Raw genomic sequence first — 25,789 nt, 5'->3', positions numbered from 1 at the left:
CATTCATAAAGTCCTGCAATATGCTTCTAGCCGGGCATTTCAAAAAATAGAGTCCCTCTTATGGACTCTATTTTTCTTGGACAAAACCCGCAGCTGGTTTTGTGTGTTTGTTTCTTTAGGTTTCTTATATGATCAGTTGGTTTATTCTTAGAATTATCAAGAACCTAGGCATCATGGAGAGAAGGCAGCGTCAAAAAAATCATTTGATATGCTTTATCACTTCTCCTGGATGCCTGCTAGTATGATGCAGCTTCTGCCAATATGAAACAAAGTTCCATCCATATCGAAAATGAGTGATTGCGCCATAAGTGTCTCCTTTTAACTGCCGACTTCATCTTCTGAATACTACCATAAGCAAAGAAGCAGATCATAAAAGATCTGCTTTTTCTATTACACACTGATTTGTTTCTTTTGTTCATGATCTATTTCTGGCTGTATTTCCTTTGTCAGTTGATGCCCTTCTATATCCACGTTCAGAATAATCTTGTCTAACCATTTCGGCAAATACCAAGCTGCATTCCCCATCAGCTTCATGACACTTGGAATCAGTGTCATTCTTACAATAAAGGCATCAAAGAGCACACCAAAGGAAAGTGCTAATCCGTTGGCTTTAATAGAAGCTTCACCTGCAAAGATAAATCCTGCAAAAACGAAGATCATGATCAAGCCGGCTGCTGTAACAACAGGACCACTGTGTTTTAATCCAGCCTGAATGGCTTGTACTGGATTCTTTGTTTTTACATATTCTTCACGCATTCTGCTGACAAGGAATACTTGATAATCCATGGCTAACCCGAACAGAATCCCAATAGATAAAATCGGCAGGAACGCGAGTATCGGCCCTCTTTCAGGTATTTTGAAAAAGTCGATGAGATTCCCGTCTTGCAAGACAAATACACAGATTCCAAGAGTGGCTGTCATCGTCAACATGAAACCTGCAACAGCAACAAGCGGCACAAGCAGCGAACGGAAAACGATGGTCAGCAATACAAACGCAAAGCCAACAATAAGTACAGCAAACACCGGTATCGCATCATTCAGGCGATCTGAAATGTCAATATTCACTGCAGTCGATCCAGTAACAAGCAAATCTACTCCGTTTTTATCTGACAAACTGCGTACATCGTGTACCAAATCTTTCGTTGTGACATCATTTGGACCTGTTTCCGGAACGACCGTAATGATGGCAAAGTTCCCTTCTTTATTAGGCATTGCAGGGGTGACACTTGCTACATGGTCTAAACCCTTTATTTCTTTCACTGCATCTGCGAAAGCCTCCGCCTTATTTTCTGTAGCATTTGTGGCATCCGCTACGATTGTTAATTGGCCATTAAATCCTTCTCCAAAGCCTTCGGCAAGCAAGTCATATGCCCGGCGATCCGGATTATCCTTAGCTTTCATCCCAGCATCAGGCAAGCCCAGTTCCAAATGCATAGATGGGATACTAATGACGATCAAAATCAGAATGCTGCATACACTTAGCATGATAGGATTTTTGGTGACAAAGCGTCCCCAGACATTTGTTTCAGTGCTTTGTTTTTCTATTTTCTTGTTTGATTTCGGAATCATCCGCTTCCCTGCAATCGATAAGACCGCAGGCACAAGTGTGATGGAAGCCAAAACAGCCATCAGTACACTAAGCCCTGCTGTCAGCCCCATCGCAGACATAAAAGGAATGTTAACGACAGTTAATCCGCAAAGTGCAACGATAACAGTAAGTCCCGCAAAAACGACTGCGCTTCCCGCTGTTCCCACTGCTCTCGCAATTGATTCATTCTTTTGTATGCCTTCGCCTAAAAACTGGCGGTGTTTCGTAAAAATAAATAAAGCATAATCAATACCAACAGCAAGGCCAATCATTCCGGCTAATGAAAGACTGACGGAAGCAATATCAAATACTTGTGTCCCAATCAAAACCAGTCCAATACTTACACCTAAACCAATCAGTGCAGTTAAAATCGGCAAACCTGCTATTAATAAAGAACCGAATGTAATGGCTAAAACGACAAAAGCCAAGATAATGCCGACAATTTCAGAGACACCGCCTATCTCCATCTCGGCTCCCGGTACATCTCCGCTTAGCTCAGTTTGCAATCCTTCATCATCAGCCAGTTTCAACATGTCTTTTAAGTGTTTGATAGAGTAATTCTTTATATCATCTGCTGATGATTTATACTTGATATCAGCATAGGCAACTGTGCCATCTTTCGCGATTGTCCCTGTCACAAAAGGACTTGCAATCGAGTCAACAGAATCATCTTTACTGATTTCTTTGAACGTATCTTCTATTGCTTTTTTTGCTGGCTTCCCAGTAAGTTTCTCCCCATCACCAGCACCGAAAATAACCCGTATGCTCCCTTTATCAGGACCATGAGGAAATTCTTTTTGAATCACATCCATCGCTTTTTCCGAAGGTGTGTCAGGTATGGACATATCCTCAGAAAAACTTGGTTTCAAGGTCACTGCAAGGCCTATCGCAGCAACTAACACAACGATCCACGCACATATTGCTTTTATGCGATTGCGAGCAACCCATCCTCCTAATGTATATAACATTTTTGACATGATAATCTCCTTTCAACGCATTGCTTGATCACATTCTTTCTCATTGTAGTTGACAATGAAATGAAAAAAACGTACATTCGGGCATGTACGTTTGGGCAACTTTCAAATATGCAGTTTAGTTGTCTATTGTCAGAATACCTTTTTGCATGGCAATCGTTACTGCCTCAGTTCTTGAATTCGCGCCTAATTTATTGTAAATGGACGTTAATCTAGACTTTACTGTTCGCTCAGAGACGCCCAAATCAAAGGCAATCGCTTTGCTTTTAAGACCTTTAGCAATTGCTTTTAGAACAATGACTTCCTTTTCTGTCAGCTGCGTCTCATTGCGCTGCTTTTTCATCCGCTCAAATTGGATTTCTTGCAGACGTTTGAGGATATCAGGCTGCAATAGCACATTTCCTCTGATCGCTGCATCCATTGTGTGAAAAAGGGTTTCTGAACTCGTATCCTTTAACAGATATCCTTTCGCTCCTAATTCAATCCCTTCGATCATTAAGTGATCTTCATTATATGTAGTCAAAATAATGATGGGGGTATCATGTTTTTCTTTTATTTGTTTAATGGCCTCTAACCCGCTCATCTCCGGCATATACAAATCCATCAGAATGATATCCGGTTCTAATTCATCTGCAAGACGGACTGCGACTTTTCCATTTTCCGCCTCTCCTATAATGGTGTATTGATCATTCGTTTCAATTAAAAGCTTCAGACCTTCCCTCACGACAAGATGGTCATCAACGATTAAAACCTTATTCATCTTGCATCTCTCCCTGAATTGGTACAGTGATCTCAATTTGTGTTCCTTTCAATTTTGTACTCTTGATATTGAATTGGCCATTTATTGCCCTGACGCGTTCTTGTATGCCAAGAAGCCCATAATGTCCTCTCTTTTTCTTTCCTTTTTCAACATCAAATCCCTTGCCGTTATCCTTAACTGTTAAATGGAGCCTTCCCTTTTCATCATCCCAAATGGATATCCAGATTGTTTTCGCCTCAGCATGCTTTGCCGCATTCGTCATGCATTCTCCAATGATGTAATAACAGTTTTCAGCTGTACGCACATCCAGCACCTGATGCAATCTGTAATCTAATAAACAAGCCATGCCTGTCGACTCTATAAAATGATCCATTAGCGAGGTAATTCTTTCTTTTAAAACACCGATTTCTTCTGATTTGCTGCGGAGATCGTCAATAGCTGAACGTGCATCAGCTAATGTGCTTTTCACTCTTTTCATCGATTGTTGTATGATTTCCTTCGCTCTCTCTGTGTTGCCTTTGGCGAGATGAACATGAATCGCATCCAGCTGCATATTTAAACTGACAAGACCTTGAGCAAGCGTATCGTGTAAGTCTCGGGCCATCCGCTGTCTTTCGTTCTGCAGCGTCAGCTGTTCTACCTGCTGATGAGCCAGCTCCAGCCTTTCAAGAGTCAATTGAGCTTTTATTTTTTCATCGACTTGGGCAAAAAATGTTGCGGCATAAGTGATGATGACAATCATGATCGGCGCAGCAATAACAATAAAATGCAAAACTTCACCTTTATGAAGGTGATACGCCGAATTTATGACCAGCAGCAGCAATAGATAAAGAATGGGAATCGTCCTTCTTCTGTCTGCCATTCCTAAAATCTGTCCAATCAAAAATGCATAAAGGCCAATGATGACCAGCATAAGGTAGCCAGTCATGAGATTAGCAAGTGTAAAGGTGATCAAACCTTGTATCACAAAATACAGAACCACCCTTTTCTTAACCCAGCGATATGAGTGCCAATGAAGCAAAGCAAAAATGGCGATTAATATGGTAAACGCATAAAGCAATAAAATGGACCAGCCCCCAGAAACAAATTGCAGCACGATAGAGGCTATATAGATCATGAGAATAAAAGCCAGGCCCGGCACTCTGAGTGCAAGCATGTTTAATGCCCGCCTATCATGTGAGTAATATTTATCTTTAAAAGGATTCCTTATAAGCAAACCTTATCCACTTCCTTTACCTGTTTCACCGAATAGAGACTCATGAAAATCGAACCCATATTTCAACTTGCAAACATACATGTATCCAATCATTTTATAGGAAGAGAAGGAACACAACAATATCAGGTGCAGGGAAACATTAGAGTTTCCAACAAGTGATCATTGCCCAAACGTACATGAACGTTCTGCCTCTATGTACGTTTTATCTTTTCAAATTTACCTTTAAAATCATAAGGAACTTACTATTCATTGAAGGAATGATCATCATTGAAATCGATTGATCTCACAATTTTATCATTAAAGAGAAAAGGAATCCGGACCGAAAAGGTATTAAAAAATCAGAACCCTGATCGATTAAGCCATATGACAGACAAAAATGCGCAACCAAAAAGCAAGGAAAAAGAGGATTGAACATGTATTGGTTTCTAGGTGCTTTATTATATTTTCTGATCGGTACTTATATATTCATTAGAATCACTAGAGACAGCCAATCAGGCTCATGGATACTGCTTGCATTAGCAGCTCCACTCATCATTGCTGGCTACCCTTATTTTTATTCAAAGAAGCTTCTTTCCAAAAGACGCTGAAACAGCTGTCATTCAAACCGCACATTGGTAAAATGATCAATACCGGGATACAATCTAGGTATTCTATGGAAAGGAGTCTTGCTTTATGAGTCAAAGAGTGTCCTACTATGAGATTGCACCTGAAGGTATGAAAATCATGATGGATATGGAGAAATACACGAAACAATCCTCAATTAACCGAACGACGAGAGAACTAATCAAAATCAGAGTCTCTCAAATGAACGGCTGTGCCTACTGCTTAGATATGCATACGTCCGATGCCCGCAAAATGGGGGAAACTGAACAGCGAATTTACTGTTTACATGCTTGGAATGAATGTGATTTTTACTCACCTGAAGAGAAAGCGGCTCTCGAACTATCTGAACACATCACGCTCATTCCATCTAAAAGGGTTCCTGATGAGCTATATCATCGGGTGCGGGAACATTATGATGAAAAACAATATGTTGACCTTGTTCTCATCATTAATCAAATAAACAGTTGGAACCGCATCTCTATTGCAATGGGGAATCGAGCTGCTTCAAAATAAGAAGAAGGAGTAAGATTAGAACAAATCTTACTCCTCCTAGATATCGTGCCTCATCATCTGGTGTTTCCGCTTCAAAGTCCTAAATCTTCACGTTTAGGTGCTTTTCAAACGCGATTTTCCCGCTTTGTGTAATCCTAATCGCTCTCGTTTTAGGCATACGAACGATCCATTCTTCTTCTAACATGCGCACCAATAGGGCGTTTCCTAATGCTCCTGCAATATGATGCTGCCGTTCACTCCAATCCAAACAGCAGCGGGCAAAGGCTCTCCTCTTATTCCGTTGTTGCTCTTCATTGATGCCTAACTTCGAAAAGAATAAAGCACCCTCTGAAGTCACCTCAAAGTTTAAATCAACTTTTTTTAACATCCCCTGCTCAACTAGTGAATGTGCCATTTGCACGCCCACATAACCTGCCAAATGATCATAACAGGTCCGGGCGAAATGCAAGTCCTTTTTCTCTTTTGACTCTTTTAAAGATTTGACTTTTGCTTTAGGCGCAATATGAAGCAATTGTTCGATCACATTTGCAGCATCTGAGTCAGCCAATCTGTAATACCGATGTCTCCCATGCTTCTCTACGCTAATCAGCTTTGCTTCAAGCAATTTATTCAGGTGAAAACTTGCAGTTTGAGGTTTAATGTTAGCGAGATATGCAAGCTCTCCCGCAGGGTGTATCCTTCCATCCATCAGACTGAGAAGAATGGAAGAACGCGAGGGATCTGATAGCAACGAAGAGATTTTTGCAATATTAGGATTCATGATTTTCCTCCTTACATTCATATTTCGATGATAGTTGAAATGTTAATCCTTTACAATATAAATGTAAGCGTGAAAGGAGGAAAAAACGTTGGACATCAAAAAACAAGACACTCGTCGATTTAAGGAAATCAAACCCAAGATCATGTATTATGGTACCTCGACATTTCTTCTAACCACATTGAATGAGGATGGAACCACTAATATTAGTCCTATGTCTTCTTCTTGGGCTCTTGGACATTATATAATCCTTGGAGTAGGACTGGGAGGAAAAGCCATCGACAATTTGGAAAGACACAAAGAGTGTGTCATAAACTTGCCTGGCCCGGAATTATGGGAAAACGTTGAAAGAATTTCATCTTATAGCGGAAAAAAAAGCATACCGCCTTTAAAGAAGCAGCTCGGATTTACATATAAAAAAGAAAAATACGAGGCAGCAGGGTTAACGCCTTTACAATCAAAAACAGTATCACCAACACGAATCAAAGAATGCCCTATCCAAATAGAAGCCGAAGTGAAACACATTCGGCTTCCAGAATATGAATCGTCATTCGCAATTGTAGAGACGCAGGCACTACATTTTCATGCCGAGGAAAGTATTATACTAGACGAAAACCATATCAACCCTTCCAAATGGAGCCCGCTTATCTATAATTTCAGACATTACTTTGGTTTAGGAAGAGAAGTCGGAAAGACTTTTCGCTCAGAGACATGATCATTTTAAGACCGAACCATGATTTGATCTATTCTAGTAACCCTTGTTATTATCAGATCAAGCGATCATTAGGCTTGATCTCTTTTTTAGTGAAACATCCATTTAAGGATATAAAAGTTACCTGCTTGCCAATTCTTTTATCATTAAACCCAACTCATAAATCCCCTTTTGAAGGTCTTCAAGAGATGCATAAGCATATGATAAGCGAATATAATTCCCTTTTTCCTGAGCATAGATACTGCCGAGATTGAGCAGAATCCCTTTTGATAAGGCTTTAGTATAAAGTAATTTCATTGATATGGAAGGCAATATTTTTATCCAGACAAAAAATCCTCCTTTTGGGATATTCCATGTCGCCACATCTTTCAAATGAGTTTCTAAAGCACTCAAGGCCAATTCTCTTCTCACCTTTAATTGCTGCCTAACCTTTTCTACATGCTGCTGGTATTGGCCGGAAGTAAACCACTCTGCCGCTACTCTCTGGGATAGCGAACTGGATCCATAATCTGTTTGCATTTTAATGTCAGATAAACGTTCAATCACCGGTTCCGGTCCGACGATCCATCCAATCCTCAAACCTGGGCTTAATGTTTTCGATAAACTTCCTATGTACAGTACGTGTCCATTTTTATCAATTGTTTTAATAGGATATGGCGGAATTTCATCGATCCATAACTCACGATAAATGTCATCTTCAATAATAGGAAGCTGTGTATTCTCACTTACTGCTAGGATTTCTTCCCGTCGCTTTTTAGACATAAGAATACCAGTCGGATTGTGAAAACATGGATTTGTATATAAGATAGCCCTTCCCCGCTCTCCTCTTGTTAAATGAACATTTTCAGGCAAAAGTCCTTCATTATCCATAGGAAGTCCAGTCAGCTTCATACCAGCTGATTGAAATACGTGTAATGAATAAAGGTAGGAGGGCTGATCAAGATAAACGGTTGATCCTCTTTGTAACAGCCCCATTGATATCAGCTGCAAGGCTTGCAACGCTCCTGAGACAATCAGAATGGAAGAAGATGAGACGTTGATTCCAATGGTTTTTAAATAGTTGCTTAATGCCTCCCTCAAAGGTAAGTAACCTTTTGGTTCTTCATATCCGAATGCCTCCATGTGTTGAGATACCTTCCCCATCATCTCTTTCATAACAGCCAAAGGAAAAATCTCAGCTGAAAGTTCACCTTTACTGAGCTGTATAAGGTCTGTATTTGATTCTGATTGATTTATCTCTTGAACGATTTTTCGGCTTGGCATCTGAATGCCAGAGGTGACATATTGATCCCAATCGGGAGCAGAATTCTTAGCCATCAGTGTCCATGTGTTGTTGATAACAACTGTGCCTTTCCCCATTGTGCCTTCTATTAGCCCATCGGCCATCAATTCCTCTAACGCTGTAATCACTGTGCTCCGATTTACCTGAAAATCTTTTGCAAGCGTGCGCTGGCTTGGAATCTTGCTTCCAATCGGCCACTCTCCATTTCCTATTTTCTCTTTAATAAAATGAACGATTTGTCTGTACTTAGGGAGCTTTTTCATCTTTTTTTCTTCTGGAAAGCTCATAGAATCGGTCTCCTTAAAATAAATTGGTTGGGTCAAAATCTATTGAACTGGTTGAAGCCATATCATCAAATCTTTATTAGTATAGAAACACATTAAATAACTGGTTGGTTTTTGTAAAGAGGAGTGAGAGGAATGCGAAAGAAAACAGTTCAAATAATTATATCTCATAGTCTCATGATTGGTTTATGGGCATCTGCTTTTCCGGGAATTCGCGCAGGACTTGAAGGGTACACGCCAGAACACCTTGCTTTATTTCGTTTGTTAATCGGCTCTATGGCATTATTGCTTTTTGCTGTTTTGACTCAGATGCGCCTACCCGACTTGAAAGACATTCCTGCCATTTTTCTTTTAGGGTTTTTAGGATTTGCATTCTATCACATTTTGCTGAACATCGGTGAAAAAACAGTTAGTGCCGGAGTTGCAAGCTTACTCGTTACTACGGCACCGATCTTCTCAGCCATGCTATCCCGCCTGTTTTATAAAGAGCATTTTGGATTTACGAAATGGCTTGGCTCTATGATCAGTTTATTGGGTGTATTATTGATTGCATTTGGGGCGGGAGACTTTACATATTCAATGAGCGGTATCTTGGTCATCCTGCTGGCAGCATTTTCGGAGAGTATTTATTTCGTTTTTCAAGCCCGCTATATAAAAAAATATGGTTTTATTCCATTTGTTACATTTACAATTTGGGGCGGAACAGTACCTATGCTTATTTTTTTGCCTGGCTTAGGCTCGGAGGTGATAGACGCACCTTTGAACGCTACATTGTCGATTGTTTATTTAGGTTTATTGCCAACAGTTGTACCATACTTTGCCCTTGCATATGTCACTTCACTCGTCGGTGCTTCAGAAGCAACCCTTTCACTTTATGTTACACCGGCTTTAGCCTTGATCATATCTTGGATCTGGATCGGCGAAATACCCACACTGCTCTCTCTGCTAGGCGGAGTGGTTACAGTTGGCGGGGTATGTTTTACCTACCTAAAAGTAAATAAAATGAATAAGATTTTCATCACCCATTTTTCTGTTAAAAGGATTAAAAAACTCTAAAACAAAAAAGATACCAACATCGGTTGGTATCTCCTTTTAAGGTTCTTTCATTAAGGTTAGCCAGTGTAGTAAATAGTGTATTCCGTTACCGTCTTAAACCCTAGTTTAGCTGCTAATGCAATGGACGAATTGTTGCAGATATCACAATCCCAGCTAGGAACAATCCCATTTTCAATACAAAACGCTATAAACCTATTTGCTACGCAATAAGCTAACCCCAGTCCTCTATATTCCTCAAGTGTATAGATATCCACTTCCGCTCGATTATGCCCTAAAAATATAGAAGTACACTCACTTACTACATGATTGCCATGTAATACGGCAAATCCAAAACCTTTTGAAGCAAACTGTGAGACAGAATCCCAATACTCCTCATAATACGCGCTGTTAAACGCTGTGCTGTGTGAAATGATGTCTTCGTCTATTCTTTTCAATACAAGACCCTTTGGCAGTTGCAAAGTCTTTTTGAAAGATTTTGGTTGATAAGAAAATGCAGCTCTTCTCATTTGGTTCAAGTCATCTTTCAGTATGGGTTTCATTACGCTATCCCATGTATCACTGGAAGAAAACAAGGTAAATCGTTTTGATGATTTCACTTGTTCTTCATAATATCCTGCAATGAAATCATGAAAATCCCGATTCCCTTGGTCTCCCGCAATAAAATAAATGCCTGATTCAGTTCCTATAAAAAACGATTTAGGAAAGGTTTGATCATCTGCATAAACAGCTCCCGGAATGGTTTGGTCTAATATTGAATAGACAAATGTGGGACAATATTTGTCATCAAACATTGTTTTTAAGCTACTGTATTTTTCTTTTGTTAATTCCTGCAAAACAGACAACTCCTTTAAAACACCGTCTCCTTCATGATTCTGTTCACAAATCAATTTTCCTCTGTCACCAGCTAAATAACTTCCCTGTTACGAATCTCAGACAAATAAAAACAAAAACAGGTGTCTGCACTCAGCTCGCAGACACCTGTTGAACAACACATTGCATTATATAACCCAAGGAAACGCTGAATATATCGATTCTTTATTCCCCAGTTACAGCAAACTGTTTTAAACGGTCACCAATTTCATCACGGACCCTTTGGAAACACTTCTTCTGTTCCGTGTGCTTTTGCCGGATCATCAAATTTATCCGATGTTTGATTTGAAATATCAATCCCTGCTTCTTTCATAGCTTTGACAGCTTTCAGATGTCATCCATGACATTCGATTTCAGCGCTATACTCATTCCACTTGTCCCCAAGATATTTTCTCCCCCACCCTTCAGCCATTTGGCTGCGGCAAGAGTTACCAGTGCATTGTTTTCCTTGATATAGTGACCTTGTCCTTTTAGAAACAAGAATGGATTATCAGCAGCCAAATATACAGGCCGACAAGTGTGATCAATAAAGTGGGTATCGTGAGGATAATTCCTGTTTTAAAATACGTGCCCCAGGAAATCTTCATACCTTTGTGCGAAAGAACATGAAGCCATAATAATGTCGCCAAGGAACCAATCGGTGTTATTTTAGGCCCTAAATCTGAACCGATCACATTTGCATAAATAAGCGCTTCTCTCATCATCCCATGTGTATCTGTACCGGCAATCGCCAATGCGTCAATCATAACAGTCGGCAAGTTATTCATAATGGAAGAAAGGATCGCCGCAATAAAGCCCATTCCAATTGTCCCAGCAAACAATCCTTGATCAGCTGCGGCTTGAATCACATCTGAAAGGACATCCGTTAATCCGGCATTTCGGACACCATACACAACAACGTACATGCCAATTGAAAAGAATACGATAGCCCATGGCGCCTCTTTCACCACTTTCTTTGTATGGACGGCCGGACTCTTTTGCGCAGCGATTAAGAAAATGATTGCAATGCTGCCCGCTACCACTGATACAGGGATAGAAAAAAATTCACTTGCAAAATATCCAATTAACAGCAGCCCTAAGATATACCATGACAGTCTGAACATGTTTTGATCTTTAATTGCTTCAACAGGTTTTTTAACCTCAGTCAGATCATAGCGTTTTGGTATGCTTTTTCTAAAGAAAAGGTAAAGTACAATGATGCTCGCCAGCAGCGAAAACAGGTACGGGACAACCATTCTGGATGCATAATCAATAAACGTAATATGAAAATAGTCCGCTGAAACAATGTTGACCAAATTGCTCACTACTAAAGGAAGCGAAGTGGTATCCGCAATAAATCCGCTGGCAATGATAAAAGGAAAAACTAATTTTTCATTAAAATGTAATGCTCTGACCATCGCTAATACGATTGGTGTCAATATAAGAGCTGCACCGTCATTTGCAAATAACGCGGCGACAATAGCTCCTAATAGAGATACATAAACGAACATCCGCACACCGTATCCTTTTGCAGCCTTAGCCATATGAAGCGCTGCCCATTCAAAGAAACCGATATTATCAAGAATTAACGATATCAGTATGATGGCCACAAAAGCCAATGTCGCATTCCAAACAATCCCTGTCACAGTTAACACATCATGAAAATTGACAACACCTGCTATTAGAGCTAAAACTGCGCCTCCACAGGCTGACCACCCTATAGATAAATTTTTCGGCTGCCATATGACCAATACTAGAGTTAATAAAAAGATGAATACTGCCAAAATCATTGATGTCAATCTAATGCCTCCTTACTGGCAACACGCTTGAGTTTTCTTTTGTTTGATATGGTTTAACAATTCATCCTCCTGATCAATTTGATGTAAGATCAATTGCAATGTATCAAACTCAGGACAGGAACCATTTATTGAATAATAACGCCATTGGCCTCTTCTGTCCTCATTCACAAAACCTGCGTTTTTTAATTTCCGCAAATGCTGGCTTATGGCGGGCTGGCTCATTTCGAACATATCAACCAATTGACAGACACAATATTCTTTTTCAAGAAATAATCTCATCATTATAAGCCTAGTTTGATCACTAAGTGTTTTCAAACAACGACTCATCGCCGCAACATCAATCGTCATATGAGCTCCTCCTTCCTAAATCAATATATAAGCAAATCGTTATATACACGCCAAATGATTATACATTCCCCTTTACGTTTCCATATGTAGCGCTCCGTATATCTTAAGGATCAAAACTTTGAAACGAAAACCTGAGTCGCTCCCCGCGTTTCCTTAGCGCCCCCGTCATTATATAAACTTTTATTTATATAAACAATCCCTTATATTTGGAACATCAAATATTCCGGTATAAATATTAGACTATTTCAGTTATGGGAGTGGTCATAGAGCCCAAGCTGAAACTAGACAATCATCTGGATATTAAAAAACAGGTCTCTTTAGAGGCCTGTTTACATTGCAAGTATTTTTCCATTGCCATGACACCTACATAATGGCCATCGTTTTCCCCTGTTCTTTAAATACTCCAACTTTGCGATATTCCATTGAAGTATAGAACCCTTGTTCCAATCGATGAAAAGGAAATGTAATAATATGTATTCACGATTGAATGACTTCTTTTTCGACATCCGATAAGAGAACTTTTCCCTCGATGATTCCGCTCAGCAACAAAAATCTTTTATTTCACGTACGATGGAACCAATTTGTCATATAATCCGTAGCTTTTGCAGTTCTTATCAGCTACATACTCTCTGTAGCAGAGGTAGCTTGAACTCCCTTAAACGCATTCCTCACCAAATCATGCACATAGGAATCATTCACCTCATCCCCTGTTATAAGCAGACGATAGAAAATTGGTCCGTAAATGAGATCTATGCTTACTTCAATATCAAGATTCTCTCTCAATTCACCTTTCTGAATTCCCTTTTCTAGAAGGCCTTTCGCTTGGAGGCGGCGAGGCTGGAAAAATCGCGTGCGATATTCTTCTGCCAATTTTTCATCCAACTGCCCTGCCCCTATTAATTCCTTAATAACGGTTCCTTCCCGGCTTGTCAAAAACCTAGCTAAATTCGTGGCGTGGGTTACTATATCTTGTACTGACGACCCTGTATCAGGCACAGGCAGCCTGTCCGTCGCTGTCGAAAGAAAGCTGTCCATGATAACGGCAGCTTTGTTAGACCACCATTTATAAATCGTTGCTTTACTCACTTTCGCACGCTCGGCAATTTTATCGACTGTCACCGCATCGAAGCCTTTTTCCAGCAATAGGCCATAGGCTGCAGAGAGAATCGCCTTATGCGTTCCTTCATCACGCGGCCGCCCTCGTTTACTCTGCACATGAATCATTCCTTCCCGCAATATAAACTATACGTTCAGTATACTTAATCTGAATAAAAAAAGAAAACAGAAACCCATTTACAAAACTGAACGTTTAGTATATTATTTTCCTTAATCAACGAAACTGAACGTTCAGTTTATAAAATCACTTGTGTTGAGAAGTCATGATTACACTCAAAAAACCACTTAAAAAGGAGTTCATTCTTATGGCTAATGGAAACAAACAAGCAGGTCAGAGGATCTCACCCAGTTTAACCCTTCTTCTCGCAACAGCATGCGGTATCATTGTTGCTAATCTTTACTATGCACAACCCTTGGTCGGATTAATTAGTAAGGCAATTGGACTTTCTCCAGGCAGTGCTGGATTGATCGTCACACTCACCCAAATCGGATACGTTGCCGGCTTACTATTCCTTGTCCCTTTAGGAGATATTATCGAAAACAAAAAACTTGTCGTTGCATCGCTCCTTCTAAGCGCAGCGGCTTTGACACTAACAGCATTTGTGAAGCATGGAACACTGTTTTTAGCAGCTGCGTTTTTCGTCGGATTGGGGTCAATCGCAGCCCAAGTGCTTGTTCCATTTGCATCATACCTTGCATCAGACGCTGCACGCGGCCGGGTTGTTGGCAATGTCATGAGCGGCTTATTACTCGGTATTATGCTTTCCCGTCCGATATCTAGTCTAGTCGCTGATATCTGGGGGTGGAATGCAATATTCGCTTTGTCCGCCGTGGTAAGTGTTATCCTGGCCATCGTATTATCAAAAGTGCTTCCTGCCAGAAAACCAACAGCAAATACAAACTATACTGCCTTACTCGGTTCAATGTGGAAACTGCTGCGCACGACTCCAGTCTTACGCCGCCGTGCCATCTATCATGCGTTTGTATTTGGAGCTTTCAGCTTGTTCTGGACTACCGTTCCTTTATTATTGTCGGGTCCTGATTTTCATTTTTCTCAGAAGGCAATAGCACTCTACGCATTGGTGGGCATTGCGGGTGCAGTCGCTGCACCAATAGGCGGCCGGCTGGCTGATCGAGGCTTAACCAGGCTTGCCACTGGAATCGCTCTCGTTGTTGTCGTTGTCTCTTTATTAATGCCGCTCATGATTCAGAGCAGCTCCCCCGTCGGTATAACAGTTCTAGTGGCCGCAGCTATTCTGTTAGATATGGGTGTATCTGCAAACCTTGTGCTCAGTCAACGTGCTATTTTTTCGTTGGCGCCTGAAATTCGCAGTCGATTAAACGGATTATTCATGGCGATCTTCTTTCTAGGCGGTGCGATAGGGTCATCAATTGGAGGATGGGCATATGCCTCAGGCGGATGGAGTACAGCATTATGGATTGGAATCGCTTTTCCGGTCATCGCTTTGCTTTATTTCATCACAGAGAAATAAGTATTTCACCAAAAATAAGCAGTCAGGACCAAGCAAATAGCTTATTTTTGGTGGCTTCTTCTTTTTTTGCTATATGTTAAAATCCCTCTGTTGAACAAGAAAAAATCCTGCTTGGTGAGTACAGGATTTTCCAAAATCAATCTTTATGTTAAATCGACACCCTCCAGCTGTTTCAAATACCTTTGCAGGCGAACCTTCGGGTTTAATTCTATATTTGTAATATGCTTTACATACCGATTCGCACTTTCGGCAATTTCTTGGTCACTGATTGTATTGGCGCGATATTCGGCAAAGGAAGGCAGATAGGTCATGCCTACTAAATGGGCAGATGCTTGGAACGGTTTTGTCAGCTCGCTTATCGAAAACAAGTTATATCCGCCGGCTTGATAAGAGTGTTCAGGTGAACCGATGGACATGGCAGTTACCCACTCTTTCCCCTTCAATTTATTTCCGCCGGGACCATGAGCCCAGCCAAACGTAAACACTTCATCAAACCACTGTTTTAAAAGCGGTGGGCTGCTGTACCAGTATAATGGAAACTGAAAAACGATACGGTCATGGGCCAGGAGCTGCTGTTGTTCAAATTCCACATCAATTGGTTGATCGCGATATTTTTCATAAAGATCATGGACAGTTACATCTGGTTCACTTAAAACGGCTTCTTTCCACTTTTTATTGATACGAGAGGATTCTATATTCGGATGTACAACGAGTACGAGTGTTTTCATATGATCCATTCCTTTCATTCCTTAGATGTGACATCATTATATGATGTATATTAAAATATAAAAAGTACGCACATTGAATGTATATAGTATCAAAAAGTATACTATTAGGAGTGAACAGCTTGAGAAATCGTAAACTCGGCATTGATTATTCTTCTGATGACTTTGAAGGATGTCCGGTGGAGACAACATTAGATATCATCGGAGGTAAGTGGAAAGGCATTCTTCTTTATCATCTCATTGACGGTAAAAAGAGGTTTAATGAGTTTCGAAAACTATACCCAAAAATTACCCAGCGTATGCTCACGCTACAATTAAGAGAATTGGAACGGGATGGCGTGATTCACCGCGAGGTTTATAAACAGGTCCCTCCAAAAGTCGAATACTCTTTAACTGAGTTTGGAAGAACATTAGAACCTGTTATCCTGCACATGAAGGACTGGGGAGAAAAATATAAAGACAGGATTGATAAGCTCGAAGCAGCACGTAAAGCTGAAGATAAAATCTAATAACCAGAAAAAATACCAAGGGTTTTGACGCCCTTGGTATTTCTGTGATTCAGACCTTCACCGGTGACACCCACAAGCCCTCAAAAAGTGTTTTTGATTACATTTACCGGCGATATGTCAGTTACCGTTAAAAAGGTCATTCTATTTTTTAATGATGATTAAGACTTCTAAAATTGCTGCCCTTCACTTCAGCTACGTCATATACGGTGACAAAGGCGGATTTATCAATATCATTAATAATTTCCTTTAGTTTGGTTTCTTCTAAACGGTTGATGACACATGTGATTTCTTTAAATTTCTCGTGGGAAAAACCCCCGTAAGCTTCTTTATATGTGGCGCTTCGGCCTAATTGATCACGTATTGTCTCTACCATTAATTCAGGTTGGGTTGTAATAATTTGAAAGGTTTTAGAGCCGCTTAAGCCTTCCTCCACAACATGAATCACTTTGGATGCAATGTAGTAAGCAATGACTGAAAGCAATGCCCCTTGTAAGCCAAATACTGTGGAAACAAAAATAAACACAAATAGGTTTAAGAATAGAATGAGATCGCTCGTTCCGAATGGCAGTTTTCGGGATAGCAGCACAGCAAGCATGTCAATACCATCTAATGCGCCGCCATTACGCAGCGCCAGCCCCATTCCAAATCCAAGGATAATCCCGCCGACAACGGTAATTAAAAGGGTATCTCCTTCTATAATTGCGGGTGTGTGGTGGAAAAAGCTTGTCCCCGCGGCAAGCGATACGATTCCGATAATTGATAATAATGCAAAGCTTTTCCCAATTTGCTTATATCCTAACCAGACAAATGGAATGTTGATCACAGCAATCAAAATCCCTAGCGGCAAGTTGAATAGCTGTGAACCAACGATGCTAAGACCCGTCACCCCTCCATCAGATACACTGTTTGGAATGAGCACTGTTTCTAGTCCATACGCCGCTATGATTCCTCCAATGATAACCATGATGATTTGGAAAATCATTTTCGCTTTAAATTTCTTATGTTTTTTGGTTGTATTCATACCATTCCTCATTTCTCAAATATTTCGTTATATTTAAATATACCATAATAGATATTTTCAGCTAAAAACATGCGTTTTTTTAAATAAAGTAATTAACAGTAAGGTAACCCTCTTTGACTTAGAACATTCATGTACCGTGCCGCCTGTTGAGCAAGCGTTCCTTTCAGTTCAGATCGCGAATCGCCCTCAAACTTCAACACCGAAAATCCTGAATTATTCTGATATGATACCTTAAAAAGGAGGTTCGATTACATGGATAGCCTGTGCCGCAGTAAACAAGCCCCATTTGAATACACCTTGTCTCTTATAGGGGGCAAATGGAAAATGAGAATACTCTATGAGTTAGGGTGTGAAAAAATGATGAGATACGGCGAGCTGAAAAGGGCTATGCCCTTCATCACCCATAAAATGTTAAGCGCACAGCTTAAGGAATTGCAAACTGACGGCCTTATTCATCGGTCTGAGGTTTCTCAAACCCCACTGAAAGTAGAGTATTCGTTATCTGACAGAGGGCGATCTTTGTATCCCCTCATAGGTGAGATGTGTAAGTGGGGAATGGCACAAGGAGTGCCTCATATGTAAAGCTACTTACAAAAAAGTGCGTACTTGTTTCCCAATGAGAGGAATTTTATACTGAATGAAAATATTTCTTAGGAGGAAATAATGACAAAACAAGTCTATATCATTCATGGCTACAGAGCCTCCTCAACAAATCATTGGTTCCCTTGGTTGAAAAAACGTCTGCTCGCAGATGGGGTCCAAGCAGACATTTTAAACATGCCTAATCCGCTCCAGCCAAGACTTGAGGATTGGCTGGAGACACTCTCTTTATATCAGCACACTTTACACGAAAATACGTATTTGGTTGCGCACAGCTTAGGGTGCCCTGCCATTTTGAGATTTTTGGAACATATTCAATTACGAAAACAGCTTGGCGGAATCATACTTGTTTCCGGCTTTGCCAAATCGTTGCCCACTTTACAGATGTTAGATGAATTTACACAGGGATCGTTTGATCATCAAAAAATCATCGAGTCCGCGAAGCACCGTGCTGTCATTGCTTCTAAGGACGACCAAATTGTGCCTTTTTCATTCAGCAAGGATCTGGCACAACAAATTGACGCTGCGTTATATGAAATTCAGCACGGAGGTCATTTTCTAGAAGATGATGGATTTACTTCTTTGCCTATTGTTTATGATGTTTTAACCTCTTATTTTTCAAAGGAAACTCGCTAACATCTTTCACCCATCTGCTTCAATCGAGCCCGCGAAAAGCGGGCTTTCTGAGTTATCGTTTGATCAATACAGATAACTCACCTTCAAACACTTTTACTTCTTTTTGATTATAAGTAGATAGCAATACTGTGAGTATTCCCAATTCATTTCTCTTTGGCTGCTTATCAAGAACCTCAACAATTGTAAACAATTCATCATCCGGATATACAGGTTTTATGAATGTCATATGATTCATCTCTGTTCCGGCTATAATATCGTCTCCATAGAAACCTTCTTCAATCCAAAGTTTAAAAGATATGGCCAGTGTTTGTATGCCGGAAGCGATAATTCCATTAAATCTGCCTTTACTCGCTTTTTCTTCATCTACATGCATATACTGAGGGTCAAATTCACCCGCAAACCGCATAATATCATCTTTTGATACTTTTAATGATTTCGTTTTGAAGACCTGGCCAATTGTAAACTCATCTAACTTCATTCTTACACCTCTATTTTTCAATTGTCTATTTTGTTTATTTTAGCACTGTGATGAGCAAATAAAAAATTCTGTTTTTCGCTAAACAGACATATCGTGGGCTGGACTGCTGGCACTCATCATATACTTAAAAAATATTGAACAGCTCTCAACACTTAGTTCCGTCACTTGGCCGTTTTGCTAAACTGAAAGCTCCCTCATATCTTCCAGGCAGCCTTCAGTTTTTTTATGCCTTCTCTTATGTCGGATTCAGAAACCCCTGCAAACCCGAGCGAGACCGTTTTTGCAGGAGGATGATGTTGATAAGAAAGAGAAACAGGATAAATTTTTACTCCATGTTTTTTCGCCTTCTCAATTAACTCTTTTTCACCAAATGGCAAATAAACGTCAAGTAAGATACGAAGCCCAGAGTTTTCTCCGCGGATTCTGACATGCTCTCCTAATTCCCTTTGCACTGCCTCTAATACAATGGCTCTTTTTTTGCGGTAAAGTTTTCTCATTCTGTTGATGTGTTTTTGCCACTCTCCATTTTTTATAAATTCAGCTAGGGTTAGCTGACTGTGGCAGGACACTGTCTGCTTATATAAGGACGTGATTTCATGCCCCTTTTTTAAAAGAGGCGAAGGAAGAATCATATAGCTGATACGCAGCGAGGGCAAAAGAGACTTAGAAAAAGTGCCCATATAAATGACACGGTTATGCTGATCAAGCCCTTGCAGAGAAGGAACCGGCTGTCCTGTGTACCTAAATTCCCCGTCATAATCATCCTCTATGATAAAGGATTGATTTTCGGCCGCCCATTTGAGCAGCTGAATTCTTCTGTTGATCGTCATGATTGTTCCCAGCGTAAATTGATGGGAAGGTGTGACATATACAAGGTTTGGCTGCTGTTCTTTGATCTTCTGTATACAGATTCCTTCAGCATCGACTGGTATAGGAACAATATTCATGCGGTTGGCTTCAAAAATCTTGCGTGCTCTTGGATAACCAGGATCCTCATACCCTATAGAAATATTCGGCTCAAAAACTTGGCACAAGATTTGCAGCAGAATAGGGTTCCCGGCACCTATAATCACTTGTTCAGGGCCGCAATGAACACCCCGAGATTGATACAGGTACTCTGCAATGAGTGTTCTCAGCTCAAACTCTCCTAAAACATGTCCCGGCCGATAAAGCTCGTGTCCATATTGGTCTAAGCTATTGACCATGCTTTTTCGCCATGCGGAAAAAGGGAAGTAAGAAGAATCTACATTTCCATAATGAAAATCAATCCATTGTTTATTTGCTTCTGCTTCTTGTTGAATGGGTGTTGTGCTTGGCATTCTATCATAAGCAAAATCAGAATCATGATAATCAGCAAACCACCCGCTTCTTGGCTTGCTCACAATATAACCTTCAGCAGCGAGCTGTTCATAGGCACGTTCTACAGTCGTTTGGCTGATGGAAAGCTGATTCGCCAAAAGTCTTTTTGAAGGAAGCTTCATTCCTTTTTGAATACGGCCCCGATGCATATTTTCTTTAAAATACCGATAAAGCGGAATATCCAGAGTTCTATTCAAAAAAGGCGTGATATCCATTTGCACGTTGTTCTCCTAACTGGTATGCATTTTTTTATGAAAACTGGCCGTTTAAAAAAGGCCAATTCCAGTTTATAGTCATTGTAATCCTTAGCTGCTGGTTTTGTTAAGAAAATACAGACAATGAACAAGAAAGATATGTGGAGTGATTATAATGAACAAAACAACAAATGGCTGGATAAATGGTTTTATAGGCGTACTCATTTTCAGCGGCTCGCTGCCTGCGACCCGTTTGGCTGTGTCAGACTTCGATCCGTTATTTCTCACCGTTTGCCGTGCTGCGATAGCTGGTGTACTGGCGGGAGGTCTCCTTCTCATCTTCCGGCAGCAGCATCCTGCCAAAAGAGACCTCATTTCATTATTAGTGGTAGCGTTTGGCGTAGTGATTGGTTTCCCGTTGCTGACAGCTTTAGCGCTTCAGCATGTCACATCCGCACACGCCATTGTCTTCATTGGACTTCTTCCACTCGCAACGGCAGTCTTCGGCGTACTGCGCGGGGGTGAACGCCCTCGGCCCGTCTTCTGGATTTTCTCAGCTGCCGGCAGCTTGTTAGTAGCAGGTTTCGCCCTCATTCAGGGGGGAGGTTCATCCCCGCTTGGCGACGCGTACATGCTGGCTTCTATTGTCGTATGCGGTCTTGGTTATGCAGAAGGGGCCAAACTTTCACGGCGTCTGGGGAATTGGCAGGTGATCTCATGGGCACTCGTTCTGTCGCTTCCTCTTATGCTGCCATTGTCGTTCTTTTTTACGCCGGACTCATGGTCGGCGATCGGCGTTCCCGCGCTGCTCAGTCTTGCATATGTATCCTTATTCAGCATGCTGATTGGCTTCGTGTTCTGGTATCGAGGTCTTGCCCAAGGGGGAATTGCAGCGGTTGGGCAGCTCCAGCTTCTCCAGCCTTTTTTTGGACTGCTGCTTGCCTCAGTGATACTGCACGAGAAAGTAGGCTGGGCACTCGTAGCAGTGAATATCGCCGTTATCATGTGCGTTGCAGCAGCTCGGCGATTTGCAAAGTAAGGCAGACCTTTAAGCATGAACTTCAAAAATGCATGAAGGTATAAAAATACCAAGGGTTGCTGGCCCTTGGTATTTTGTATGCGATCGAGGAGACTTGAATCTCCCGCCTAGACAAATAAGTCAACACCCATTTCCTGCCTCCATTATAAAATCCTCTCTAATAAATCCCCCACTTTTTCTGCCATGACACGAGGCGGATAAGGCATTTCGTTTTTTAACCACCATTCCACTACCCCTACGTAAGCATTTGCTATAAATTCAACAATGACATCTTCACTTTGGCCGTAATTCTTGCCTTTCGTTACATCTACATCTTTCCTGAACTCTTCGATATTAAACTTAAGGAACTGACTGCGAAAATATCGAGCGCCTTCACTGGCTAACATCGTCGAAAAGAATAAATAATTACTCTCAAGGTATTCCATGCAGTGTACAGTCGATTCAATCCAGTCCATTTCAGCTGCCGACTCACAAAAATCCCCCATATTGTTTATATGCTCTTCCATAATTTTTTCTAATAGATCAAATTTATCTAAGTAATGAAGATAGATTGTTCCCCGGTTTACATTTGCCCTTTCAGAAATTTCCTTAATCGTAATATGATCAAAACTTTTTTCAGTCATCAGCTCAATCAGAGCTATTTTAATAGCCTCTTGGCTTTTGGTTATTCTTCTATCCACTTTGGACATAGCTTTTCACCAAACTTTCTTAAGATAATCAACAATTTAGAGTGGAATGTTGAATAATCAACAAATCGCCTGAATGTAACCATTGTACACACCATGTTTGTATTTACAATAATAAATAAAAGCTGATAGTGAATCATGCTTTTTCCCGAATGAAGTTATTGTCCATTTTAGTTAGTTGAGAATTATTTTGTAAACACAAAGAAAGGGTGTTATTTCAAAATGCAGAGAAAATGATGAAATTAGATCACTTATCCTAAAGGTACTCTAAATTCAAATTTGATCTGCAACCCAACTATAAATCCGTCAAGAGGCAGACTTTAATGAGGTGAAGAATGATTAAAAGACAATTTACGATCATTAAGGAAACAGGGTTTGCGCGACCGGCTACCCTGTTAGTCAGTATAGCTCATCGGTTTACATCAGATATTTTTCTTGAATACCAAGGGAAAACTGTTAACCTCAAACAAGCGCCAAAATCCATCATGGACATTATGGATTTAGGAATTAAACCAGGAACCGAAATACATATATACGCTCATGGAGCCGACGAAGCGAAGGCAATTCAAAAAATGAAAGAGCATTTACTAAAAAATGATTATATACAGTAATCAAAATCTATCGTAGTAGCGAGATTGTTATCGTTGGTTGATTTATTTATTTTGCGGCAAAACAGCTTTTCAGTTCATGCGTTCATTTATCGTCTGGTGATCATTCAACCTAAAATACAAAAATAAAAAAGGATCTACAAACGAAAATGGAGGGTTTATATATGTGCAGCAGAACATAATACCAAGGGCAGTTATACCCTTGGTATTATTGGATACAGAAAGAACTTAAATCTCTACAGGTGCTTATAAGCTATAAATGGTTAGTCCCGTGGCATTTCTATGTGCTCCGTTTATGCTTAAGGGTATTCCACATTTTAATGGATACAATAGAAACCAAAACAAATGATGCGACAACCAATACAGTTCCCATTAATGACTCACTAAAATTGATCACAATGAAACTCGAAAATATCAATAAAGGGATATTCGTAACGATAACCGTTAAAATGTAAGTGGTATACTTGATTCCTACAGCTGCCGATAAAAAACAAACGACATCTGTTGGAGCTATTGGATAAATCATCCCCAGCGCCAAAAACTTATAATTGTAAGTCTCCAATAATTTTTTCAACTCTGGATATTTACGTTCTAAATCCTTCATCATGTTCCCGCTTGAAAACATAGAAAAAGGGGCAAAACTTCTTAAGAATTCTTAAGTTTTCGCGATGTTATTCAAGATCGTTTCCTCTTCTTAAACAGTTTTCAATATCATCCTATCTATTCCATGGTAATATTTAGATACATAAACTTATATATGAAGCTGACCTGAGTTAATGGAGAGGGAGGAATGAATGAAAGAATGAAGAAACACAGAAAGATATATTTTTGTATTACTGCCCTGCTGCTCATGATTTTGCTTGCTGGATGTACGGGCAGTAAGGATGAAGAAGCACATCAACCTTCAAATCAAGCTTCTGCTGTGCAAACTGACGAAAAACACACTGAGCCTGAAGAGAGAACCAAAATACGCAAGGATGAAGCGGAGCCAATAACAGAATCAGAAGAATTCGCAACAAAAGCTGCAAATGAGACCTCTTCAGCAGAAGAGAAAAGCAAAGAAGACAATGTATTGGCAGCATACTCTTCGGAAAAAATCGAATATGCCAGAGTTTGGCTTCAACTTGGACCTAATCAAGAGATAGATGAATTAAATGTTCGACATATTTCGGCTGGCGAGCCAATTAATCCTAATGATGATACAAGTGCCAGCTATCCAGAAGATGTAACCCAGTTAGCAGGTTCTCGTTTAGTGGATGGATCAGTCACTTATCATGGCAATGGGGATGGCACGATTCATGTATATAATGTGCCTTTACGCTGGGATTCCGCTGATGATGTAGAAAAAGGCGTCATGAGGGAAGTGACTGAGAATATCATAAAAAACAGAAAAACAGTGTATGTTGATACAGGTGACAAGGAAAAAATCAAGCGGCTCATTGATATCATGATGATTCATTAATCGTATTCGTTTGTCTGTACCTGACTAAATACAATGGTTAATAAGGAAATAAGATATATTAATATAAAAAACAAAGTTTGGAGTGTAGTAACTTACTAAAAATCTTCCGGTTCTATTAGTTCTCCTTGGCATTCTAAATGTGATGAGCCGTACCATTGAGCTATTTCTAGGTGTTGCATTAATATTTTATAACGCTGTCTAGTGGCATACAATGTTAATCAAAAGAAGCATTTCAGCAGTAAGTGAATGTTGTCCTAAGAAAAAACAAGCATCTTACTATGCTTGTTTTTCTTCTATAGAAATGATCTTATTACGCTATGATGCTATTCCTTTAGCCTGAACCTTGGCGTGCCTAATCCTTTAATCCCTTTCCATCGAGAATTTTTTGCACATATTTTTCGACTCTCGATTCTCGGGTTTTGGATTGTTTGGCTTGAGAAAAATAAAGAGTGTATGCTCTTTGCCGTCCCGGGGTCAATGCTTCAAAAGCAGTTTTCAAGGCAGGGATTTCATCGAATTTTTTTTGAAGTTCTTCAGGAATGTTCAATTCAATATTTTTGTTAACATACTTTCAAACCGGCTTTTTCAACTTCAATGGCTTCGTGAATATAGGCTTTCAAAATGTTTTCTAGCTCATTTATTTCCTGAACATTTGTAAACCGAATCTGGCGCGCCGCCTGTACATTCTCCGTTTGTTGAATGAGAATTCCATGGGCATCCTGTAATAGGGCACCTTTGTGGAACAGAAGCGCACAATATTCTTTAAACCCATGTATTAAAACGACATTTTTATTATTGTATGTGTAACAAGGATGCATCCACTTAAAATCTTCAGTCAGCTCACAGTCAAGAATGATGGTTCTCAACTTCTCAAATTCTTCCTTCCACTTTTTCGCTTTACTTAAAAATTCATCAACCTTCGGATTCGTTCTGCTATTTGTCATGAAGGAATTCCCCTCTTTCCAAGCTTTTTACATTTACGTGAATTGACAATAATGAAGTCCAGTTTTATTTTTGACATCTCGTTATTTATTTTATTCTTCTATAGGTTCCTTCTCTTATTATTCAATAGATTAAGCTTACAGTGGGGATGATGCAACAACAAAAAAAAAAGAAGGCCCA

The 25,789-nt window shown here is 40.1% G+C and carries 27 protein-coding genes and 2 pseudogenes; 12 read left to right on the top strand and 17 right to left on the bottom strand.

What is annotated here, in order from left to right; genetic code table 11:
• Nucleotides 1–390: 390 nt before the first annotated feature.
• The 3 genes from MKY10_RS02980 to ydfH form a co-directional block, all read right to left on the bottom strand.
• Nucleotides 391–2,565 (bottom strand): MMPL family transporter, encoded by a 2,175-nt coding sequence (locus MKY10_RS02980; RefSeq protein WP_015252721.1) that lies wholly within the window; start codon nucleotides 2,563–2,565, stop codon nucleotides 391–393.
• A 115-nt stretch (nucleotides 2,566–2,680) separates the two neighbouring features.
• On the bottom strand, nucleotides 2,681–3,322 hold the full coding sequence (gene ydfI / locus MKY10_RS02975) for a two-component system response regulator YdfI (protein WP_003244318.1): 642 nt from the start codon (nucleotides 3,320–3,322) through the stop codon (nucleotides 2,681–2,683).
• Entirely contained in the window at nucleotides 3,315–4,538 is a 1,224-nt protein-coding gene (gene ydfH, locus MKY10_RS02970) for a two-component system sensor histidine kinase YdfH (protein ID WP_015252722.1), read from the bottom strand. The genes ydfI and ydfH overlap by 8 nt, the downstream gene beginning before the upstream one ends.
• Before the next feature lie 267 nt (nucleotides 4,539–4,805).
• Here ydfH and MKY10_RS02965 point away from each other — a divergent pair, with 267 nt between their 5' ends.
• From MKY10_RS02965 to MKY10_RS02955, 3 genes are all read left to right on the top strand, one after another.
• Nucleotides 4,806–4,949, top strand: coding sequence for a hypothetical protein (locus tag MKY10_RS02965; RefSeq protein ID WP_014478971.1), 144 nt, complete (start codon nucleotides 4,806–4,808; stop codon nucleotides 4,947–4,949).
• Entirely contained in the window at nucleotides 4,946–5,125 is a 180-nt protein-coding gene (locus MKY10_RS02960; RefSeq protein WP_080019537.1) for a hypothetical protein, read from the top strand. Before MKY10_RS02965 ends, MKY10_RS02960 begins: the two co-directional genes overlap by 4 nt.
• A gap of 85 nt (nucleotides 5,126–5,210) precedes the next feature.
• Nucleotides 5,211–5,654 (top strand): carboxymuconolactone decarboxylase family protein, encoded by a 444-nt coding sequence (locus MKY10_RS02955; RefSeq protein WP_015252723.1) that lies wholly within the window; start codon nucleotides 5,211–5,213, stop codon nucleotides 5,652–5,654.
• A 79-nt stretch (nucleotides 5,655–5,733) separates the two neighbouring features.
• On the opposite strand, the gene MKY10_RS02950 is transcribed toward MKY10_RS02955, so the two are convergent.
• On the bottom strand, nucleotides 5,734–6,414 hold the full coding sequence (locus MKY10_RS02950) for a winged helix-turn-helix domain-containing protein (RefSeq protein ID WP_003244115.1): 681 nt from the start codon (nucleotides 6,412–6,414) through the stop codon (nucleotides 5,734–5,736).
• Nucleotides 6,415–6,502: 88 nt separating this feature from the next.
• Here MKY10_RS02950 and MKY10_RS02945 point away from each other — a divergent pair, with 88 nt between their 5' ends.
• Nucleotides 6,503–7,126 (top strand): flavin reductase family protein, encoded by a 624-nt coding sequence (locus tag MKY10_RS02945; RefSeq protein WP_015252724.1) that lies wholly within the window; start codon nucleotides 6,503–6,505, stop codon nucleotides 7,124–7,126.
• Between the two features lie 117 nt (nucleotides 7,127–7,243).
• On the opposite strand, the gene MKY10_RS02940 is transcribed toward MKY10_RS02945, so the two are convergent.
• A complete protein-coding gene (locus MKY10_RS02940) occupies nucleotides 7,244–8,692 on the bottom strand; it encodes a PLP-dependent aminotransferase family protein (protein WP_015252725.1) in 1,449 nt (482 codons plus the stop codon).
• A gap of 132 nt (nucleotides 8,693–8,824) precedes the next feature.
• Here MKY10_RS02940 and MKY10_RS02935 point away from each other — a divergent pair, with 132 nt between their 5' ends.
• Complete coding sequence (locus tag MKY10_RS02935; protein WP_044052625.1) at nucleotides 8,825–9,745, top strand: EamA family transporter; 921 nt, start codon at nucleotides 8,825–8,827, stop codon at nucleotides 9,743–9,745.
• A 56-nt stretch (nucleotides 9,746–9,801) separates the two neighbouring features.
• Here MKY10_RS02935 and MKY10_RS02930 read toward each other — a convergent pair whose 3' ends face one another.
• The 5 genes and pseudogenes from MKY10_RS02930 to MKY10_RS02910 form a co-directional block, all read right to left on the bottom strand.
• Nucleotides 9,802–10,587, bottom strand: coding sequence for a GNAT family N-acetyltransferase (locus MKY10_RS02930; protein WP_015252727.1), 786 nt, complete (start codon nucleotides 10,585–10,587; stop codon nucleotides 9,802–9,804).
• A 193-nt stretch (nucleotides 10,588–10,780) separates the two neighbouring features.
• Nucleotides 10,781–11,027: pseudogene (locus tag MKY10_RS02925) on the bottom strand (hypothetical protein).
• Nucleotides 11,028–11,085: 58 nt separating this feature from the next.
• The gene (locus MKY10_RS02920) at nucleotides 11,086–12,393 is read right to left on the bottom strand and encodes an arsenical efflux pump membrane protein ArsB (protein ID WP_015252728.1); all 1,308 of its coding nucleotides are present in this window, start codon (nucleotides 12,391–12,393) and stop codon (nucleotides 11,086–11,088) included.
• 12 nt (nucleotides 12,394–12,405) lie between these two features.
• Complete coding sequence (gene aseR, locus MKY10_RS02915) at nucleotides 12,406–12,741, bottom strand: metal-responsive transcriptional regulator AseR (RefSeq protein WP_015252729.1); 336 nt, start codon at nucleotides 12,739–12,741, stop codon at nucleotides 12,406–12,408.
• A gap of 618 nt (nucleotides 12,742–13,359) precedes the next feature.
• Complete coding sequence (locus MKY10_RS02910) at nucleotides 13,360–13,956, bottom strand: TetR/AcrR family transcriptional regulator (RefSeq protein WP_015252730.1); 597 nt, start codon at nucleotides 13,954–13,956, stop codon at nucleotides 13,360–13,362.
• A gap of 206 nt (nucleotides 13,957–14,162) precedes the next feature.
• Between MKY10_RS02910 and MKY10_RS02905 the strand changes: the two genes are divergently transcribed.
• A complete protein-coding gene (locus tag MKY10_RS02905) occupies nucleotides 14,163–15,350 on the top strand; it encodes an MFS transporter (RefSeq protein ID WP_015252731.1) in 1,188 nt (395 codons plus the stop codon).
• A gap of 143 nt (nucleotides 15,351–15,493) precedes the next feature.
• Here the strand turns inward: MKY10_RS02905 and MKY10_RS02900 are convergent, their stop codons facing one another.
• A complete protein-coding gene (locus tag MKY10_RS02900; RefSeq protein WP_015252732.1) occupies nucleotides 15,494–16,087 on the bottom strand; it encodes an NAD(P)H-dependent oxidoreductase in 594 nt (197 codons plus the stop codon).
• Nucleotides 16,088–16,197: 110 nt separating this feature from the next.
• Between MKY10_RS02900 and MKY10_RS02895 the strand changes: the two genes are divergently transcribed.
• A complete protein-coding gene (locus MKY10_RS02895) occupies nucleotides 16,198–16,584 on the top strand; it encodes a winged helix-turn-helix transcriptional regulator (protein ID WP_003242640.1) in 387 nt (128 codons plus the stop codon).
• 148 nt (nucleotides 16,585–16,732) lie between these two features.
• On the opposite strand, the gene MKY10_RS02890 is transcribed toward MKY10_RS02895, so the two are convergent.
• Complete coding sequence (locus MKY10_RS02890) at nucleotides 16,733–17,605, bottom strand: YitT family protein (protein ID WP_014478959.1); 873 nt, start codon at nucleotides 17,603–17,605, stop codon at nucleotides 16,733–16,735.
• A gap of 252 nt (nucleotides 17,606–17,857) precedes the next feature.
• Between MKY10_RS02890 and MKY10_RS02885 the strand changes: the two genes are divergently transcribed.
• A complete protein-coding gene (locus tag MKY10_RS02885; RefSeq protein ID WP_015252733.1) occupies nucleotides 17,858–18,187 on the top strand; it encodes a winged helix-turn-helix transcriptional regulator in 330 nt (109 codons plus the stop codon).
• An 81-nt stretch (nucleotides 18,188–18,268) separates the two neighbouring features.
• Complete coding sequence (locus MKY10_RS02880; protein ID WP_015252734.1) at nucleotides 18,269–18,841, top strand: alpha/beta hydrolase; 573 nt, start codon at nucleotides 18,269–18,271, stop codon at nucleotides 18,839–18,841.
• 52 nt (nucleotides 18,842–18,893) lie between these two features.
• Here the strand turns inward: MKY10_RS02880 and MKY10_RS02875 are convergent, their stop codons facing one another.
• Together MKY10_RS02875 and MKY10_RS02870 are read right to left on the bottom strand one after the other, a co-directional pair.
• Nucleotides 18,894–19,319: a MaoC family dehydratase gene (locus MKY10_RS02875; protein ID WP_003234221.1), complete on the bottom strand. Its 426-nt coding sequence runs from the start codon at nucleotides 19,317–19,319 to the stop codon at nucleotides 18,894–18,896.
• A 194-nt stretch (nucleotides 19,320–19,513) separates the two neighbouring features.
• On the bottom strand, nucleotides 19,514–20,893 hold the full coding sequence (locus MKY10_RS02870; protein WP_061891243.1) for a PLP-dependent aminotransferase family protein: 1,380 nt from the start codon (nucleotides 20,891–20,893) through the stop codon (nucleotides 19,514–19,516).
• A 154-nt stretch (nucleotides 20,894–21,047) separates the two neighbouring features.
• Between MKY10_RS02870 and MKY10_RS02865 the strand changes: the two genes are divergently transcribed.
• Nucleotides 21,048–21,911, top strand: a complete 864-nt coding sequence (locus tag MKY10_RS02865; protein WP_003234225.1) for a DMT family transporter — start codon at nucleotides 21,048–21,050, stop codon at nucleotides 21,909–21,911.
• 143 nt (nucleotides 21,912–22,054) lie between these two features.
• Here the strand turns inward: MKY10_RS02865 and MKY10_RS02860 are convergent, their stop codons facing one another.
• Nucleotides 22,055–22,600, bottom strand: a complete 546-nt coding sequence (locus MKY10_RS02860) for a TetR/AcrR family transcriptional regulator (RefSeq protein ID WP_015252737.1) — start codon at nucleotides 22,598–22,600, stop codon at nucleotides 22,055–22,057.
• Between the two features lie 332 nt (nucleotides 22,601–22,932).
• Here MKY10_RS02860 and MKY10_RS02855 point away from each other — a divergent pair, with 332 nt between their 5' ends.
• Nucleotides 22,933–23,208, top strand: coding sequence for an HPr family phosphocarrier protein (locus tag MKY10_RS02855; RefSeq protein ID WP_015252738.1), 276 nt, complete (start codon nucleotides 22,933–22,935; stop codon nucleotides 23,206–23,208).
• A gap of 277 nt (nucleotides 23,209–23,485) precedes the next feature.
• Here MKY10_RS02855 and MKY10_RS02850 read toward each other — a convergent pair whose 3' ends face one another.
• A complete protein-coding gene (locus MKY10_RS02850; RefSeq protein ID WP_015252739.1) occupies nucleotides 23,486–23,809 on the bottom strand; it encodes a hypothetical protein in 324 nt (107 codons plus the stop codon).
• Between the two features lie 198 nt (nucleotides 23,810–24,007).
• Here MKY10_RS02850 and MKY10_RS02845 point away from each other — a divergent pair, with 198 nt between their 5' ends.
• Nucleotides 24,008–24,667, top strand: coding sequence for a hypothetical protein (locus MKY10_RS02845; RefSeq protein ID WP_061891303.1), 660 nt, complete (start codon nucleotides 24,008–24,010; stop codon nucleotides 24,665–24,667).
• A 352-nt stretch (nucleotides 24,668–25,019) separates the two neighbouring features.
• Here the strand turns inward: MKY10_RS02845 and MKY10_RS02840 are convergent.
• Nucleotides 25,020–25,611, bottom strand: a pseudogene (locus MKY10_RS02840) (YdeI family protein).
• Between the last annotated feature and the right edge of the window lie 178 nt (nucleotides 25,612–25,789).

The organism is Bacillus sp. FSL P4-0290 (assembly GCF_037975435.1).
GTDB classification, from domain to species: Bacteria; Bacillota; Bacilli; order Bacillales; family Bacillaceae; genus Bacillus; species Bacillus subtilis.
Note: the sequence above shows the minus strand (reverse complement) of the source record. Positions and strands in the feature narration are given on the sequence as shown.

Bases quoted from the DNA above. Each gene is read 5' to 3' on its own strand.
- ydfI (WP_003244318.1), bottom strand. From the start codon at position 3,322: ATGAATAAGGTTTTAATCGTTGATGACCATCTTGTCGTGAGGGAAGGT.
- MKY10_RS02900 (WP_015252732.1), bottom strand. From the start codon at position 16,087: ATGGATCATATGAAAACACTCGTACTCGTTGTACATCCGAATATAGAA.
- MKY10_RS02860 (WP_015252737.1), bottom strand. From the start codon at position 22,600: ATGTCCAAAGTGGATAGAAGAATAACCAAAAGCCAAGAGGCTATTAAA.
- aseR (WP_015252729.1), bottom strand. From the start codon at position 12,741: ATGACGATTGATGTTGCGGCGATGAGTCGTTGTTTGAAAACACTTAGT.
- MKY10_RS02885 (WP_015252733.1), top strand. From the start codon at position 17,858: ATGGATAGCCTGTGCCGCAGTAAACAAGCCCCATTTGAATACACCTTG.
- MKY10_RS02855 (WP_015252738.1), top strand. From the start codon at position 22,933: ATGATTAAAAGACAATTTACGATCATTAAGGAAACAGGGTTTGCGCGA.
- MKY10_RS02865 (WP_003234225.1), top strand. From the start codon at position 21,048: ATGAACAAAACAACAAATGGCTGGATAAATGGTTTTATAGGCGTACTC.
- MKY10_RS02950 (WP_003244115.1), bottom strand. From the start codon at position 6,414: ATGAATCCTAATATTGCAAAAATCTCTTCGTTGCTATCAGATCCCTCG.
- MKY10_RS02905 (WP_015252731.1), top strand. From the start codon at position 14,163: ATGGCTAATGGAAACAAACAAGCAGGTCAGAGGATCTCACCCAGTTTA.
- MKY10_RS02955 (WP_015252723.1), top strand. From the start codon at position 5,211: ATGAGTCAAAGAGTGTCCTACTATGAGATTGCACCTGAAGGTATGAAA.
- MKY10_RS02850 (WP_015252739.1), bottom strand. From the start codon at position 23,809: ATGAAGGATTTAGAACGTAAATATCCAGAGTTGAAAAAATTATTGGAG.
- MKY10_RS02980 (WP_015252721.1), bottom strand. From the start codon at position 2,565: ATGTCAAAAATGTTATATACATTAGGAGGATGGGTTGCTCGCAATCGC.
- MKY10_RS02890 (WP_014478959.1), bottom strand. From the start codon at position 17,605: ATGAATACAACCAAAAAACATAAGAAATTTAAAGCGAAAATGATTTTC.
- MKY10_RS02870 (WP_061891243.1), bottom strand. From the start codon at position 20,893: ATGGATATCACGCCTTTTTTGAATAGAACTCTGGATATTCCGCTTTAT.
- MKY10_RS02940 (WP_015252725.1), bottom strand. From the start codon at position 8,692: ATGAGCTTTCCAGAAGAAAAAAAGATGAAAAAGCTCCCTAAGTACAGA.
- MKY10_RS02845 (WP_061891303.1), top strand. From the start codon at position 24,008: ATGAAGAAACACAGAAAGATATATTTTTGTATTACTGCCCTGCTGCTC.
- MKY10_RS02875 (WP_003234221.1), bottom strand. From the start codon at position 19,319: ATGAAGTTAGATGAGTTTACAATTGGCCAGGTCTTCAAAACGAAATCA.
- MKY10_RS02935 (WP_044052625.1), top strand. From the start codon at position 8,825: ATGCGAAAGAAAACAGTTCAAATAATTATATCTCATAGTCTCATGATT.
- MKY10_RS02880 (WP_015252734.1), top strand. From the start codon at position 18,269: ATGACAAAACAAGTCTATATCATTCATGGCTACAGAGCCTCCTCAACA.